We start from the raw sequence: 14,807 nt of genomic DNA, 5'->3' as shown, positions 1-14,807 counted from the left end.
ACCGAGGCTGACGGCGGCGGGCAGGTCAACCAAAACCTACCCGGTGGGCAAAATCGTATTTGATCCCTATTGGAAGCGGTAACAGATGAATTCAGGGCGCCCAGGGCGCCCTTTTCTTGTGAGCTTGAAGCGCAGTTCTCTGTATTTATTGCAAAAGTTGCACCGGCCTTGTTGAAAAATGGACGCAGACGCACGGTCTAGCCGCTACGGCCTTTGCCGGAATGTCGGCGCCAGACAGATCAAGGCCGCAAGCCCGCCCAGAATGAAGCGACCCCCTTGCGCAAGAAATGCCTTCCAGGCGAGGATGGGTGAGGTGGCGTCAGGCGCATGAGCGTCCCGATGTAGTTCCCAAAGATAGGCGTCCAGCACCAACGGCGCGTCGATTGCGAAGAGCGCCGCAGCAAGTGGGGCCATCACGAGAAGCCTGAGCGCCCACGCGCGGTAATTTCTTGCTGGCCATCCCAGTACCAGGGTGACCAGGACACTGGGCGCAATCAAAAAAGCGCCAAGCGGTGTGGTCACGACAGCCTCCGCTCGCGGGTTGGCAAAAGTCACCTGCGAGCCGGTGACAATCAGACTGCGAATGCCGGCCTTCATGTAGATCACAGTGTCAGCACCAACGCGGTCAATCCGCAGCACACGAACAACATGATTGTGGTCGATCAGATCGATCACCATGCGAATGGGGCCCAGCAGGTGCGCCATCAGCGCTTCCCCCTGCCATATGGCAAGAATGGCTACCAGGCTTGCTGACGCAACAAGCCGGAGTGCCAGAATCGGTGCGCTCACCGAGACATCACCGATACCATTGTGCAGACGCATCCTCAGGGACCGGCGCCCTGGCCATGACGGTGTGAACGTACATGCCCAGTACAAGCACCAGTGCGAGGGGGCCCACGTAGTTGTGGAGCCAGTCGAACCACGCGGGATCGGTTCGCCAGGCGAAGAACAGTCCGGTGATCCTTGCAACGTTGAGCGACCACGCCAGAAAGAGGCCGGCAACCCAGCCGACGAGCCGCCAGGGCCACGTCAGGGGTGCCACCGCAAAAGCTGCTGTGATCAGCCACAGCAATTCCACGCCGTCGCAGCCTTGAACGAGGTTGATACCGCCCCCGGTGGCCCGGATGCGGGTGCCCTCGGCGATGACATTTGCGTCCGGGACAATCCACCCGACGAACATCGTTGCGACCGATACGTTCAGCGTTTCCATCCAGGTACGCCAGACGGCACTGCCCTCCAGCACTGACCACGTGACCTGGAGCAGCAAGAAAACCGAGCCAAATCCGACGATCCGGAGCCATGGCAAAGAGGGGTTCTGATCCGTCGCCTGAGAGGCGGGGGTCATCTTTCGTGTCGCTCCGTTGAACATTCTTTGGCGTGGCGAAGTGGGGCCGACCGTTCGATCCGGCCAAATGCGTCGAAGCTCTTTGAAGGATCACGAATGACTTCGGATTGCAACGGCACTGACACCCCGTGAACAGTGTCTGAGCGTCGGAATATCCAGTGCTTGGTACCGAACTTCATGCGTGCAAAGCCACTTCAGCCTGCCGGCGACACGACGCTGTGCCGCCGAACCGCGACTCGGGTCAGAGCGGCGCCGAGGGCGGCCAGCGCCCAGCCGGGCAAAGGTACGTCGCCGTCCGGCGAATCAATTCCGCCCGATGACACTGAAAATGCGTAAGTGGCCTGTACTGGGCGATACGCCGCGTTTCCATCAATTGAAAACGAAACCCTGCATTCGCCGGGCTGAACCGCGATGACGTTATTACCTTGAACTGCACAAACCTGAGGCGTAAGGATGGAAAACAAGACCGGCAATCCTGAATCACCAAGAGGGCTTATGCTAATTAAATCACCGGCCCGAAGACTGCCGCCGACGGCAAAAGGAAGTTGCTGAACGAGCCGTTCCGGGAGAACGGTGAAGCTGCGCGTTATCGCTGCTGCAGCGTTGAATTCTTCGTTGCCGGACTGTGTTGCCACGAAAGTGCATTCTCCTGGTTGATCAAATGCAAAACCGGACTCGACCACGCGACAAACAGAAGGAGTGGTCGATTCAACGGAAACCGGCAAACCAGATGAGGCGTTAAGTGAAATGGAAAATCCACCTTCCCCGAAGTAGAAATCGGAGATCGGTGCAAAGTCTATAGTTTGTGCCTGCCTGGGTTGATTCGTGGGGTCATCATGATCCAGTAGCAAGCCCGAAATGATGGGAAGAATAGCAGCAGCAAGTTGCGGTGTTCCTCCGCTGATTGCGGGCGCCGCGTTGTTGAAATTCCGCCATCCGTCGCCATAGTCCGCCGCACACGCATCACCGACGCTTTCAGAAATCGTTTCTGCATATGAATCAAGCCAATTTCCTGCGTCGCCCAAACCACAAGTCTCTGCGTTGTTGGAGTTTGAATTGGCTGCAACAATAACGCCCTCGATATCCGAGTACACGCCGTAGAGAGCTTGCGAGGCGGCGGCGTACTCAAGTACTGTTTGGGCGTTTATCAAGGCATCAATTGCGCTCGCTGCAGTATTTCCGTCGGCTGAGAAATAGCTGTATACCAATTTGCCAACAGCGACGAGGCTTTGAAATGTTTGAATTGATATGCCGCCGCCGCCGCAAGGAACTTGGTAACTCACAGTAGCGCGACCTTCGGACGAAAGATTATCATCAAACCATGCACCCGCTGCGCTTGGATTTCCAGACAATTCCGTTACCCGGTATGCGCAAAATCTATAGTCTGTCTTTGGTGAAATTGAATAAGAATTAGAGTGCCGAACTGTCAGCGTGTCATACCCGCTTGGAACACAGGTTTTTCCAAAAAAGTCAACCTCGGTCCCTAAGCAAACAGTCTCCGTTCTGGTCGGGAAATCTAAATGCAGCTGATCTACAACCTTTTCAGCGCGAGCAATTGATGGTGCGCTTGCCATCAAGGACAGAAAAACGCCAATAATCGATGAGGTGGATCGTGAGGGCAAAGTCTTATGCCTTTTCGTTCCCGGTGCCAAAAATCGAAAATTTCCTCGCATGATCGGAACTCGTTGCGTTAGTTGAGGCCGTCATTTATAACAATACGATACCCGATGCATGCGTCGACAGCCGTGCCCGTCGGTCCAACAGGCTCATAACCAATCGCAACATTTCTGTTTAAGGTAATCGCAAGTAGAACCATTGCTTGCAATTCCTTGAACTCCGATACGCTACCGCCCAATTGGGGCGCGCTCTCGATTATCTTTATTCTATTTTCATCGCAGCGTGAATCTGTGAAACCACCCAGTCGTACCCAGATCTGACCTGGCAAGACTGAATCAACTGAAGTTATCTTTCCAGAGGCGTCCTGTCCAGCTATTGAGATTTGCGTGGCACAAAGACCCAAAAGAAAAACGGCTATTTGCTTATTAAACATATCGAATCTCCAAGAATTAGTTAGTAGGAGGCAAGTCAAAAGATCAGTTGTTCTACATTTCTACTGATTACTATCACTGAACAACAGACAAACGAAATTCGAACTTTCTTGTGTAAGCTGCAATTACGCATTTTTTAATGCGAAGCGAACGAGGGCAGCTCCCAACGTGGCAAGCGCCCATCCGGGAAGCGGCACATCGCCATCGTCATTTCCGGATCCGCCTTGACTTACGCCGATCTGCACATTTTGGGTAACTATATTTGCGGGCAGATACCTCTCATCGCCTGCCTGGGAAGCCTCAACAGTGCAGGTCCCTGTATTGAGCGACACAACTGTGTTCCCGAGTACCGTGCAGATGGATGGCGTAATGCTTTGAAAACTGACAATGAGGCCGGACGTAGCGCTTGCAACAAGCTCACTTTGGGAGCCCGCATTCATCATTGATGGGGCAGTAAAATCAATGTTTTGAATGCTACGCATGGCGAGTACAGAGAAGCTTCTCATGATCGGCGTAGCAGATGCGTAGCTGCTGTTGCCGGATTGACTGGCAGTGAGCTCACAGGTCCCGATAGCGATCAACCTAAGTCCATTGATACCCACCGTGCAAACGTTTGGCGTGCCCGACTCCAGTTCTACAGGAAGGCCGGAACTGGCATGTAGAACAAGCGATGGAGCATTTTCGCCAAGAAAGGAATCAACCAGCGGCGCAAACTCCAGGGTTTGAGGCGTCTTGCCTATGGGGATTTCGTTTTCTGAAAGAAGATTGAGTGCAATATTTACAGCCGCCATTTCCCGTATGCTTGCGCCGTGGCCAAGTGTTGCGTCGCCGACTAGATTTCGAAGCGCGATACAGTCCCACAATGCCGCACTAATGTTTCCTGCGCCGTCTCGGTATGGCCTCGACCAACTTGCAGAATTACCCTGCTCCCACATCCATTCAAAACGGGTGCTTTGCGATGCTTGTTCTGCGGTGGGGCAATATGACGTAATCAGCTCCCTGACGCGTGGGGTGGGGCCCTCGTGTAAGTACTGAAAGAAGGCGTTGTTAGGTTCCTGCGATGCGATGAGTGCGAGTGCATCGCGCGCTCTTGGCGCATCTGCATGATTGATCTTATTTAATATCCAAGCCCTAACAGCGTTCACATGTCGAGGGTAACCCGGTCCATTCAACTGCGCCTCACGATAAACTTTCTCGCCAACTGGAATATTTAGGTAGATGAGTTCGAATGGGAGTACAAAAAAGAGGGGGAATGCGGTAATTTCAACAACAATGTCGTTGTAATTGTTTATGCCGTCAGGTGGTGTCCCTACCAACCAACTGTAAACCGCTGCATCGATATCCCGATCAATGGGGCGCATCGTACACTCGGTTGCAATACAGTAGCGTGGCAATCCTCGATATAGACAGCCGCCAGCAGGGTTTTCTAATAGGCATGGGCGATTGTCAGAAAGCCACCTAAACCAGTTTTGAAGTAAATCCGTGTCGTTTCTCTCTATCGCGTATAGCAAAACGCCTAACTGCATGTCTGGAGAGAAAGCTTTGGCTCCGCCTGAGTCGCCAGTCCCAAGATTGTTTGTTTGAGCTCTGCGAGGTGATCTCCACATTCTGCCATCCGCTGTCCTTGAATTTCGTACCGCATCACATCCAGCAGCTTCACCAGATGCACAGAGAATTCCGTTGAACAGAGTCATGTCGCCATCTTCGCAGTCGCTCAGGTCCTGGTTTTCATCATCCTTTGAAGGAAATGGCGTCCCATCGTACTCTTGAAAAAACTCTCCGCCTTTACTAGAGCAAGTGGTTCCGTTAGCAACAAATGCATTTGCTTTCCAACGATCTTCTGCGTTCGTATTCTCAATCGCGGTAAAAGAAATAAGGGTAGAGACAAGAATCAAACGAATTGGGGCCATCCTCACACCTCGAAAATCTAAGAGAGACACGGCTTTTTGTTATCAAGAGTTCTATTTTCGGCGGAAACGATATTTCATCAAGGATGCAACACCGACTAGGTTCATCGTGCAGTTCTCTTGAAAGGAGTCAGCCGCAAGATTACGAGGATGATGAACTGATAGAGTAAATATATATCGGGCGCCATGTTTCACCTCCGTTCACGCGGCAATAGCTGCGTGATGTCCTTTCGCGTATTTTTTCACTTCACAGGCAAAGGATAAGGTGCGACTTGACGTTCTCCATCACCCATTTGGGAGATGGAGAATGCGTGTCATAGAAGTTTCATCCTAGATAGGGATTAGCCTATGACTCAGTTCTTGGATGTGTTTTTGCTGACGTTAGAAGCAGAGGGAGTGAGAATGAGGTTGCCCCCGTTCGGCGAATGCCCGACTCCCGGCTGATGCGTTTCGCTCCCCAGCCCAGCGATGCCAGTTTGAGCATCGTCTGAACATCCTCAGGCGTCTGCGTCGCCTCCTCCCTTCGGTCCGTTCGGACCCGAGAGACTGTTCGAGAACGTCTTCCGCTTCGACCTCCTTCCACGAAGGGGGTCAATTCCTCGTGTCGTCAGGGGGTCAGTTTGTCGTGTCGCCTGACACGAGCGGGTTCAGCATAGTTGGAGCATCCGGTGAAGCAGGGCGCTTCATCCCTTCAGAGTTTTACTGTTGGCAGCATTGAAAAGAGGCTGTTTTGTCATACAGAGGAAGCACCCTTGCTGAATGTAAGTAACTGTTTCGTTCCCGTTTTATTTATTGCGAGGACAGTTCGGAATACAATAAAACAAATAAATACAGTTGGTTAAGGTTAAATATTTGAGGTCTTTCACATGAGTTCAGACGCGGTATCCGTCCACATGGACGATGGCACTTTCGATGCAGCCGTCACGCGCTTCTATCAGGCGGCCCAAGGGGTACTGACCTGGGGTGAGGCATTCGAGCCGCTGGTCCAGTTCTTTCACGCATGGGGAATTCAGTTTGGGGGGCTCAGCCTGCAGACGGGCGCACTGGCATTCAGCTTCGAGAGCGGGCACGCGCCGCCTGAGGCGGTCTTGCAGTGGATACAGACTTGGCACCACGTCGATCCGCGCTGGCGCTTACTCGGCGAGCTTGAGGTCGGCCAGTGGATGCGTTGCCATGAGCACTTCGACGAAGAGTATGTCGCTAGCAGCAGCTTCTACCAAGACTTCCAGATCCCGTCGGGCGGCCGCTACGTCAGCGCAAGCAAGGTGTTTCAGGACACGGAGCTGGCGGTCATTTTCGGGATTTTTCGCCAGACCGGCTCAACGCCGCTCTCGACCGACGAACTGGCCATCGCGCGAAGGTTGGGCGTGCATTTGGGCAAGGCGGTTGAATTGTGGCGTTCGCAGAAACACCTCGCACGCGAAGCGAGTGCCGGCATGACCGTGATCGACCGCATGCGGCAACCGGTCATTGTGGTCGACGACCAGCGGCGCGTGCTGTTCAGCAACCCCGGCGGACGTCGTCTGCTCGACACTGGCAGCGGACTGGCCGAGCGCGACGGCCTGCTCGCCTGCATAAGGCGCGACGACGATATGCAACTCGTCCTTGCCCTGCGTGCGTTGCGCTTGGCCGGTGAGTCGAGCTATCACGATGCGCTCGAACCGCGTGAAAAAATCATACTGCGCGTAAGCCGAGCCATCGGTCAGCAGCCGCTGATCGCCTATCTGATCGCCGCCCGACCTGAGCGTAGCCTGGGGGCTTTCGGCGCGCGATCGGTCGCGCTGGTGATGCTGCACGACCCTGAAGTACGTGTGCGCCCTGACCCGCTGATTGTCGCCCAGACCTTCGACCTCACACCGGCCGAAGCACGAGTGGCGGTCGCAGTGGCCGAGGGGTACACCCTGAAAGAAATCGCCGACCGCCACCATGTATCGATCGGCACGATACGCACTCAACTCAAACAAGTGTTCGTAAAAGTCGATGTCGAACGTCAGGCTGAACTGGTCGGCCTGCTTGCGGCATTGCCGACGGCGACACTCGATATCTGAACTGAATCCGTCGGAGTGCGGGACAGACCTTGCCCCCAGAAGCCGTATTCCTTGCTGATGAGTGATTCACAATGCAGGTAAGGAGAACAGAAATGACGGCGCCGAGGATCGCGCCCGAGAGACGCGCCATATGTTGGAGTTCGAGCAGGAAGCGGTGGGGCAGATCGAGAGTAAGCAGAGCATCGCTGGGGCGGCCAGGACATTTGGCGTGGTCGATCGACCTTGTCCAACTGGATCAAGGCCAGCCGGCGGGGTAAGTTCGCGGGCGCAGACAGTGCGCAGGTGAGCGTCGGTAGATGGAGATTGCCCGGCTGCGGATGGAATTCGCGCGGGTCAAGATGGAACGCGACATCCCGGGAAAAGCGACGGCGTACTTCGCAAAGGTCGCAAATTGGAGAACGCCCTTGTCCAATAGTACCGGCATGTGTGACCGATCTCCTCAGTGTAATGCCAGGTGCTCCAGGTTAGCGTGGCCGGGTACTACGAGCATCTTGTGAACATTGGAACATGCTGACCAATCCGGCGCTGAACCCGTTCGGCAAGATTCCGGAGTTCAAGTACTGCGCGGTGCGCCTGAAGAAGGGCGGGACGCCGACCCGACTGACGACCTACGGCGGCGGTCAGGCGAAGATGGTAACTGCCTGATCCATCGCGTGTTTGACCAGAACCGGGGCCGAGTGCCCCGGTTTTTTTTGACCCTGCATCGAGTATTGTCATTGACGACAGGTGAGGCTGGCGGCTACCCTGCGCGTGCTTCAGGTGCCCTGACCAGCATTCGCTGCGAGGGGTGAAACGGGAAGTCCGGTGAGTGCCTGCAATCAGGTCGCGATCCCGGCGCTGCCCCCGCAACGGTAAGCGAGTCGTAGCGATCCAATCAGCCACTGTGCGCCATGCATGGGAAGGCGGATCGCACATTTTCCTCGCGAGCCCGGAGACCGGCCTGATGCATTTGACCGATGGCTGCGGTGGGCGGCGGAGGTGCGTATTTCCGTTGCCCGGTCGTTCTTCCGCGCAGGTCGTGCGTCGCTTCCCGCTTGTTTCAGATCATCGGATTTCCGCAATTCGCCGGCGGGTGCTGCCGGCGCTGCAAGGAGGTCTGCATGCGTACCATTCTTCTCACATCCCTCATCGGGCTGGCATTCGCCGGCTCCGCCCAGGCCGGCCCGTTCGCGCCGGCCGCCGGTCAGCCCGGATCAACGGCCATCAGCAAGGACAGTCCGGCTTTCGTCCAGTGGGCGACCGGCTATCGCGACTATCAGCCTGGCCCCAACGTCGATGCGACGTGGAAAACGCCGGAAAAGGGTCTGGGCGTTGCCCAGGGCGGCGCGACCGACATCGTCGTGCTCGGCGACGGCGGCAGCATCACGCTCAGCTTCGGCGGCTACATCACGAACGGTGCAGGGGCCGACTTCGCGGTATTCGAAAACGGCTTCATGGACACCTTCCTCGAACTGGCGTTCGTCGAGGTGTCGTCCAACGGGACCGATTTCTTCCGCTTTCCGAACTTCTCGTTCACGGCCAGCCCGGTCGGCGGCTTCGGCCTGATCGATCCGACCAATATCGACGGTCTGGCCGGCAAGTACCGCGCCGGCTTCGGTACGCCGTTCGATCTCGATGTGCTGAGCGGTGTCGCCGGGCTGGATATCAACAAGGTGCAGTACGTGCGCCTGATTGACGTCGTCGGCAATGGCTCGACCTTCGACAGCTTCCCGGCCGAATACGGCGGGCCGCACCCCATCTATGACCCGTATCCGACCACCGGCAGCAGCGGCTTCGACCTCGACGCCGTCGGCGTCATCCACTACGCGGCACTGCCGGCCGTGCCCGAACCGTCGCAATGGGCCATGTACTGCGCCGCACTCGGCCTGATCGGTCTGGTCGCCCGTCGTCGCGGCTGATGCCGCCCCCGCTCACCACGAAAGATCATTGACATGAACAAGACTCTTCTCGCCTTCGCGCTGGGCGCACTGGCAGCCAGCCACGGCGCGCACGCAGCGACCCCTTCGGTTGCCACGTTCGAAGACGCGCCGCTGGCGTCCGAAAGCCACTTCTTCCCGCAAGTGACGACCACCTTCACCAGTGGAGCCGCCACCTTCAATCACACCTATTCGGACATCGGCGGCGGCTGCTGCCACACGGACTGGGTGTATTCGAACCGCACCGACACGACGACCGGCAACTTCACCAATCAGCACAGCGCAATCACCGGCGGCGGCGTCGATGGATCGGCCCATTACGCGATCGCCAATTTCGGCGCACCGACGATCGGCTTTGCGTCGGCCGTCAGCGTGCAGGGTGCGTACTTCACCAACACGACGTTTGCCGGCCGGACCATGCTCGACGGCGACACCCTGTTCGGTTTTTCGAAGAAGTTCGGCGGCGCCAGCGGCAATGACCCGGACTACCTGAAGCTGACCATCATCGGCAAGGACGGTGGCGGTGCGACCACCGGCAGCGTCGACTTCATGCTGGCCGACTACCGGTTCGCCGACAACACGCAGGACTACGTGGTGACCGACTGGCGCTGGGTCGATCTCGCGGCGCTCGGCACGGTCAGCAGTCTGCAGTTCGCGCTGGTTTCGAGCGACAGCGGGGAATTCGGTATCAACACGCCGGCCTATTTCGCACTCGACAATCTGACCGTCACCGCCGTACCGGAGCCGGAGCAGGTCGCGCTGCTGCTGGCCGGTCTGGCGCTGGTCGGCGCGGTCGCGCGTCGCCGTCGCGGCTGATCGGTCCAGGAATCACCCGCGCGCCCTCCACGGTTCGCGGGTGATGCGCATTGATGCACTGTCTCCGTTTTCTTTTTTTGCTGCCCGTGTTGCCCGGTCTGGCCCTTGCACAGGCTTCGGCGCCGCGCGTGCACGAGCTCGATGAAGTCGTCATCAGTGCGCCGTCGGCAGCCGACACGTTGCGTATGGTGCCGCACAGCGTGTCGGTCATCACCACCGAAGACATCGAGCATTCACCATCGCGCACCGTGGCCGAAGTGCTGGGTCGCGAAGCCAACCTCAACATCCAGAGCTATTTCGGCCGCGACAAGGGTGCCACCGTCGACATGCGCGGCTTCGGCGCCACGGCGGTCAGTAATGTGCTGGTGCTGGTCGATGGCGTCAGGCTGAACGCATCGGATCTGTCAGGCGCCGACCTGTCGTCGGTCGCGTTGTCCCAGGTCGAACGCATCGAAGTGCTGCGTGGCGGTGGCGCGGTGCGCTACGGTGACGGCGCTGTGGGCGGCATCATCCACGTACTGACAAGGCGTCCGCGCAACGGGCCGCTGAAGGGCGAATTCGAGGCGCGCACCGCTTCGTACGACACGCATGAACTGCGCTTCAGCGCGTCCGGCGGCGCGGGGCCCCTGTCTGGCCGCATCGATGTCGGGCGGCTCGACGGCAACGGCTACCGGGACAACGACGAACAGCGCCGGCGCGATACAGCGGCGGAACTGCGCATCATGCCGGACGGAGCGCTGTCCTTCATGGACGTGCTGCTGCGCGTGTCGCGCCACACCGATGAATACAAGCTGCCCGGTCCGGTGCCGCGCGAACGCTTCCTGTCCGGCAGTGCTGCGCTGCGTCGTTCGAGCACGGCGTCGCCGCTGGATGGCGGCAGCACCGACGACCGCAAATTCGGCACGCTGTGGCGCTTCGATCTGGGCGATTTCGGTCTGGTCGAATTCCAGACCGACCACCGTACGCGCGACAATCCTTACCTGATCGGTGTCAATCCGGCGCAGCCGCTGAACGATCAGCAATACACGATCGAATCGACGCGGCGCGACGTGCAGTTGCGCTACGACCTTGACTACAGCGCCTTCGGCCGCATCCATTCTTTCGGCGCCGGCTTTGTCACGCAGTCGTCCGACTACCTGCGGCGCGACGCCGGCCGCACCGTGATCGACCAGTCAAGGATGCGTAGCGGCGACCTGAACGGTCAGGCCTGGTATGCCGAGATGGTGTTTCGCGCGACCGATGCGCTGCGCCTGAACGCCGGCTGGCGCAGCGAAGACACGAAGAGCCGTACCGAAGCAGCCACCTATCGGCGCACCTGCCAGTTCCAGAACGTGTTCATTCCGGGACTGGGCTTCATTCCGGTGGAAATTCCGGGCAGTTGCGTCACCGGCTTCGAATCTGACAGCCGCTACGCGTCGAGCGCGAAAAGCCATGCTGCGGAGCTGGGGGTGAGCTGGCAGCCGGTGAAGGCGCTGGTCGCCTTTGCCAGTGTGTCGCGCAACTTCCGCACCCCGAACATCGACGAACTGGCGCTGGCGTCGTCCGATCTGCGCGCGCAGCGCGGCCGCACGATCGAAGCCGGCGTGCGCCTGCAGCCCGATGACAGGCTGTCGCTCGGGCTGACGCTGTTCCGCCTGCGCAACCAGGATGAAATCTACTTCGACAGCACCGGCGTGCCGAGCGTGAACCGCAATTACGACCTGCCGACCCAACGCACCGGCATGGAGCTCGAAACGCGCTGGCAGCCGTCGGCCGCCTGGCTGTTCGCTGCCAACGCCGGGTATGTGCAGCCACGCTTCAAGGGCACTGACGCCGACATTCCGCTGGTGCCGCGCTGGACCGCGAATGCTCGTGCGGAGTGGCTGCAGACGCCGTCGCTGCGCTGGATCGTCGCGGCGCGCCACGCCGGTCGGCGCTTCGACGGCAACGACCTCGACAACCGCAGCTTCGCCGAACTGCCGTCCTACACGGTGTTCGATCTTGCGCTGCGCCTCGATCTGGGCGGCGGTGCGCAACTGGCGGCCGGCATCAACAATGTGTTCGACAAGGTGTATTCGACCATCGCCTTTTCGGAAACCTATTACCCGATGCCCGAACGCAATGGCTACGCCAGCCTGCGCTGGCGCTTCTAGCTCAGTTCCGGTGCAGCGCCCGCGTGCTGCGCTGCGCGAAATAGAACCACTCGTTGCCCGGTGTCGAGGTCGGGTTCGGAAACACGATGTAGCCGTCCTGCGGCGCAATGACCGGCGTACCGTCATGGCGGGTGCCGATCGCGTCGCCTGCGCTGACCGGGTCGAAGCTGCACCAGGTGCGCGCGAACTGATCGTCCGGGTGCAGCCGGTCGATCACTTCCGTCAGGCGCAGCAGTTCGAAGCTGTCGCGCGCCGCCGGCGCGGGCGCTTCGACCAGCTTCAGGTGCGCCAGCGTGTTCCGGATGGCGCGCCAGGCAAATTCAGGCGCGGCCGGATCGTCGTGCTGGCCGCATTCCAGCGTCACTGCGTAGCCGCCCATGCGGCGCATGTATTCGGTGGTGCCGATGCCGTAGTCCGGATCGGTCGACAACAGGTGGGCGCGTTCGGTGGGCGCGGTGCGGGCCAGTCGCTTGCGCACGCCGGTGGCGTAGGTGTCGAGCCAGCCCTCGACCAGACGGCGCGCACCGAGGCGCAGCGCCAGCGCCTCTTCGGCGGCCGCGTACGAAAAGGCTTCCAGCGTGCCGTCATTGTCCTGCGGCCCCAGCATGGCGAACGGTTCGCCGCCGGTGTGGAAGGAATGCAGGTCGAGCAGTACGTCGTGCGCGGCGAGCAGCGGGCACAGCACGTTGGCGATGCGGTCTTCGTAGTCCTGCGGCTCGGCCACCGGGCGCAGATTGCGGTTCAGGTTGCGGTCACCGGCGCGCCGCTTCAGCGTCCAGGCGAGCGGATTGGTGATCGGTACAAAGGTGACGGTGCCGCGCACGATGACGAGGTCGCCGCGCGCCAGTTCGTCGAGCACGCGCTCGATGCCGCGCGTGCCGCCGATTTCGTTGCCGTGGACGGCGCCGAGCACGATCAGGCGCGGTCCGGGTTCGAGGCCGTGGAAGGTGTGTGAGGTGAGGCTGTGCGTGGATGGATTCATCGGGGTGGAAGGCGGTTCATGAACTGCAGGACAGGGCGGAACAGCCGGGTTTGTTGCGCGCCCATTCGGGGCGGCGGCCGGCCAGATCGTTGAATTCGGGTTGTTCGTCGTACGGCTGCTGCATCATCTTCAGCAGTCGCTCGATCATCGCGGTGTCGCCGGCGCCCGCATCGTCGATGGCGCGCTGCGCCAGCCAGTTGCGCACGATGTATTTCGGATTGCTCGCGTTCATGCGCGCGACGCGCGCCGCGTCCGCTTCGCCGCCGGCCGTGACGCGCTGCGCCCAGCCCTGCAGCCACGCAAGCAGCGCGCGACCATGGTCGGCGGAAGGGCCATCAGCGCTGTAGAAGGCGTCGTGCAGCGGCGCCAGTGCCGCCGCATCGCCGGCGAGGGCTGTCGCCACAGGGACCTCTGCCAGCGCGCGGAAAAAGATCGTGAAGTCGCATTCCTCCGCCTGCAGCAGCTGGAAAAGTTCGCTGCGCATGGCCTGTTCCGCTTCGTCCGCGGCCGCCGGCAAGCCGAGCTTGTCGGCCAGCATGCGTGTCCAACGGTCGGAGAAGGTCTGCTCGTAGCCTTCGAGTGCGGCATCGATCGCCGCCTGATCGTCGATCAGCGGCGACAGCGCGGCAGCCAGTCGCGTCAGGTTCCAGTAGCCGATCTGCGGCTGGCGCCCGTAGCAGTAGCGTCGGCCCTGGGCGTCGGTCGTGTTCGGCGTCCACATCATGTCGACGCCTTCAAGCCAGCCGTAAGGGCCGTAGTCGATCGTCAGGCCGAGGATGGACATGTTGTCGGTGTTCATCACGCCATGCACGAAGCCGACGCGCATCCACTCGACCATCAGCACCGCCGTGCGGCGGCAGATTTCGGCGAACCAGTCGGCCGGCGACGTGATGCCGGGGAAGTGGTGCGTCATCACCCAGTCGGCAAGCCGGCGCTGCAGGTCGAGCTCTTCATGCGACGCGAGGATTTCGAAGTGGCCGAAGCGCACGAAGCTGGGAGCGACGCGGCACACGATGGCGCCCGGCTCGTATTCGGGATGCCCGTCGTAGAACATGTCGCGCACCACCCGGTCGCCGGTCGCGACCAGACTGAGCGCACGCGTGGTCGGAATGCCGAGGTGGAACATGGCTTCGCTGCACAGGAATTCCCGCACCGACGAACGCAGCACGGCACGGCCATCGGCACGCCGCGAGTAGGGTGTCGGGCCGGCGCCCTTGAGCTGCAGTTCCTGCCGCTGACCTGCGGTATCGATCATTTCGCCCAGCGTGATGGCGCGGCCGTCGCCGAGCTGGCCGGCCCAGTTGCCGAACTGGTGGCCGCCGTAGCGCGCCGCGTAGGGCTGCATGCCGGGCAGGATGCGATTGCCGGCCAGCGCCTCGACCGCCACATCGACGCGTGCCGGGCGGCGCAGCCCGAGCTGGGCGCCCAGCACGTCCGACCAGGCCAGCAGCTCGGGTGCCGCGACCGGTGTCGGTGACGTCAGCGTGTAGGACGCATCGATGACCGGGCGCGAACGCATGTCGGCCGAAGGATCGGCCGGCAGGCTGCGCACGAAAACGTTGTCGAACTCGATTTCATCGAGCCGTCGGGCGGCAATGGACATGGGTGATGGA

General features: G+C 59.9%; 12 protein-coding genes and 1 riboswitch. Of the genes, 5 read left to right on the top strand and 7 right to left on the bottom strand.

Translation table 11 applies throughout. From position 1 onward, the window contains the following. Nucleotides 1–204: 204 nt before the first annotated feature. The 5 genes from NMQ14_RS04560 to NMQ14_RS04540 form a co-directional block, all read right to left on the bottom strand. A complete protein-coding gene (locus NMQ14_RS04560; protein WP_257093877.1) occupies nucleotides 205–822 on the bottom strand; it encodes a hypothetical protein in 618 nt (205 codons plus the stop codon). Beyond that, nucleotides 797–1,345, bottom strand: a complete 549-nt coding sequence (locus NMQ14_RS04555) for an exosortase/archaeosortase family protein (RefSeq protein WP_257093875.1) — start codon at nucleotides 1,343–1,345, stop codon at nucleotides 797–799. The genes NMQ14_RS04560 and NMQ14_RS04555 overlap by 26 nt, the downstream gene beginning before the upstream one ends. A gap of 194 nt (nucleotides 1,346–1,539) precedes the next feature. Further along, nucleotides 1,540–3,018 carry a hypothetical protein gene (locus NMQ14_RS04550; RefSeq protein WP_257093873.1) on the bottom strand — a complete coding sequence of 493 codons (1,479 nt, stop codon included), beginning with the start codon at nucleotides 3,016–3,018 and terminating at the stop codon, nucleotides 1,540–1,542. 17 nt (nucleotides 3,019–3,035) lie between these two features. Then, nucleotides 3,036–3,395: a hypothetical protein gene (locus NMQ14_RS04545; RefSeq protein ID WP_257093871.1), complete on the bottom strand. Its 360-nt coding sequence runs from the start codon at nucleotides 3,393–3,395 to the stop codon at nucleotides 3,036–3,038. A gap of 123 nt (nucleotides 3,396–3,518) precedes the next feature. Next, entirely contained in the window at nucleotides 3,519–5,303 is a 1,785-nt protein-coding gene (locus tag NMQ14_RS04540) for a hypothetical protein (RefSeq protein WP_257093869.1), read from the bottom strand. A gap of 863 nt (nucleotides 5,304–6,166) precedes the next feature. Here NMQ14_RS04540 and NMQ14_RS04535 point away from each other — a divergent pair. The 5 genes from NMQ14_RS04535 (at nucleotide 6,167) to NMQ14_RS04515 (ending at nucleotide 12,212) form a co-directional block, all read left to right on the top strand. Then, nucleotides 6,167–7,348 (top strand): LuxR C-terminal-related transcriptional regulator, encoded by a 1,182-nt coding sequence (locus NMQ14_RS04535; RefSeq protein ID WP_257093867.1) that lies wholly within the window; start codon nucleotides 6,167–6,169, stop codon nucleotides 7,346–7,348. A gap of 507 nt (nucleotides 7,349–7,855) precedes the next feature. Further along, the gene (locus NMQ14_RS04530) at nucleotides 7,856–7,993 is read left to right on the top strand and encodes a hypothetical protein (protein WP_257093865.1); all 138 of its coding nucleotides are present in this window, start codon (nucleotides 7,856–7,858) and stop codon (nucleotides 7,991–7,993) included. A gap of 95 nt (nucleotides 7,994–8,088) precedes the next feature. After that, nucleotides 8,089–8,307, top strand: a riboswitch (cobalamin riboswitch). Between the two features lie 141 nt (nucleotides 8,308–8,448). Beyond that, nucleotides 8,449–9,246, top strand: coding sequence for a PEP-CTERM sorting domain-containing protein (locus NMQ14_RS04525; RefSeq protein ID WP_257093863.1), 798 nt, complete (start codon nucleotides 8,449–8,451; stop codon nucleotides 9,244–9,246). Between the two features lie 33 nt (nucleotides 9,247–9,279). Continuing rightward, complete coding sequence (locus NMQ14_RS04520; RefSeq protein ID WP_257093861.1) at nucleotides 9,280–10,080, top strand: DUF4465 domain-containing protein; 801 nt, start codon at nucleotides 9,280–9,282, stop codon at nucleotides 10,078–10,080. A gap of 128 nt (nucleotides 10,081–10,208) precedes the next feature. Then, nucleotides 10,209–12,212, top strand: coding sequence for a TonB-dependent receptor (locus tag NMQ14_RS04515; protein ID WP_257093859.1), 2,004 nt, complete (start codon nucleotides 10,209–10,211; stop codon nucleotides 12,210–12,212). A 1-nt stretch (nucleotide 12,213) separates the two neighbouring features. Here the strand turns inward: NMQ14_RS04515 and NMQ14_RS04510 are convergent, their stop codons facing one another. Next, a complete protein-coding gene (locus NMQ14_RS04510; protein WP_257093857.1) occupies nucleotides 12,214–13,194 on the bottom strand; it encodes a succinylglutamate desuccinylase/aspartoacylase family protein in 981 nt (326 codons plus the stop codon). A 16-nt stretch (nucleotides 13,195–13,210) separates the two neighbouring features. After that, nucleotides 13,211–14,797, bottom strand: coding sequence for a YdiU family protein (locus NMQ14_RS04505; RefSeq protein ID WP_257093855.1), 1,587 nt, complete (start codon nucleotides 14,795–14,797; stop codon nucleotides 13,211–13,213). Nucleotides 14,798–14,807 lie beyond the last annotated feature (10 nt).

Source organism: Methyloversatilis sp. XJ19-13, assembly GCF_024580155.1.
In the GTDB taxonomy this organism is placed as follows: domain Bacteria; phylum Pseudomonadota; class Gammaproteobacteria; order Burkholderiales; family Rhodocyclaceae; genus Methyloversatilis.
The sequence above is the reverse complement of the archived record's forward strand: the minus strand, read 5'-3'. Positions and strand labels throughout refer to the sequence as shown.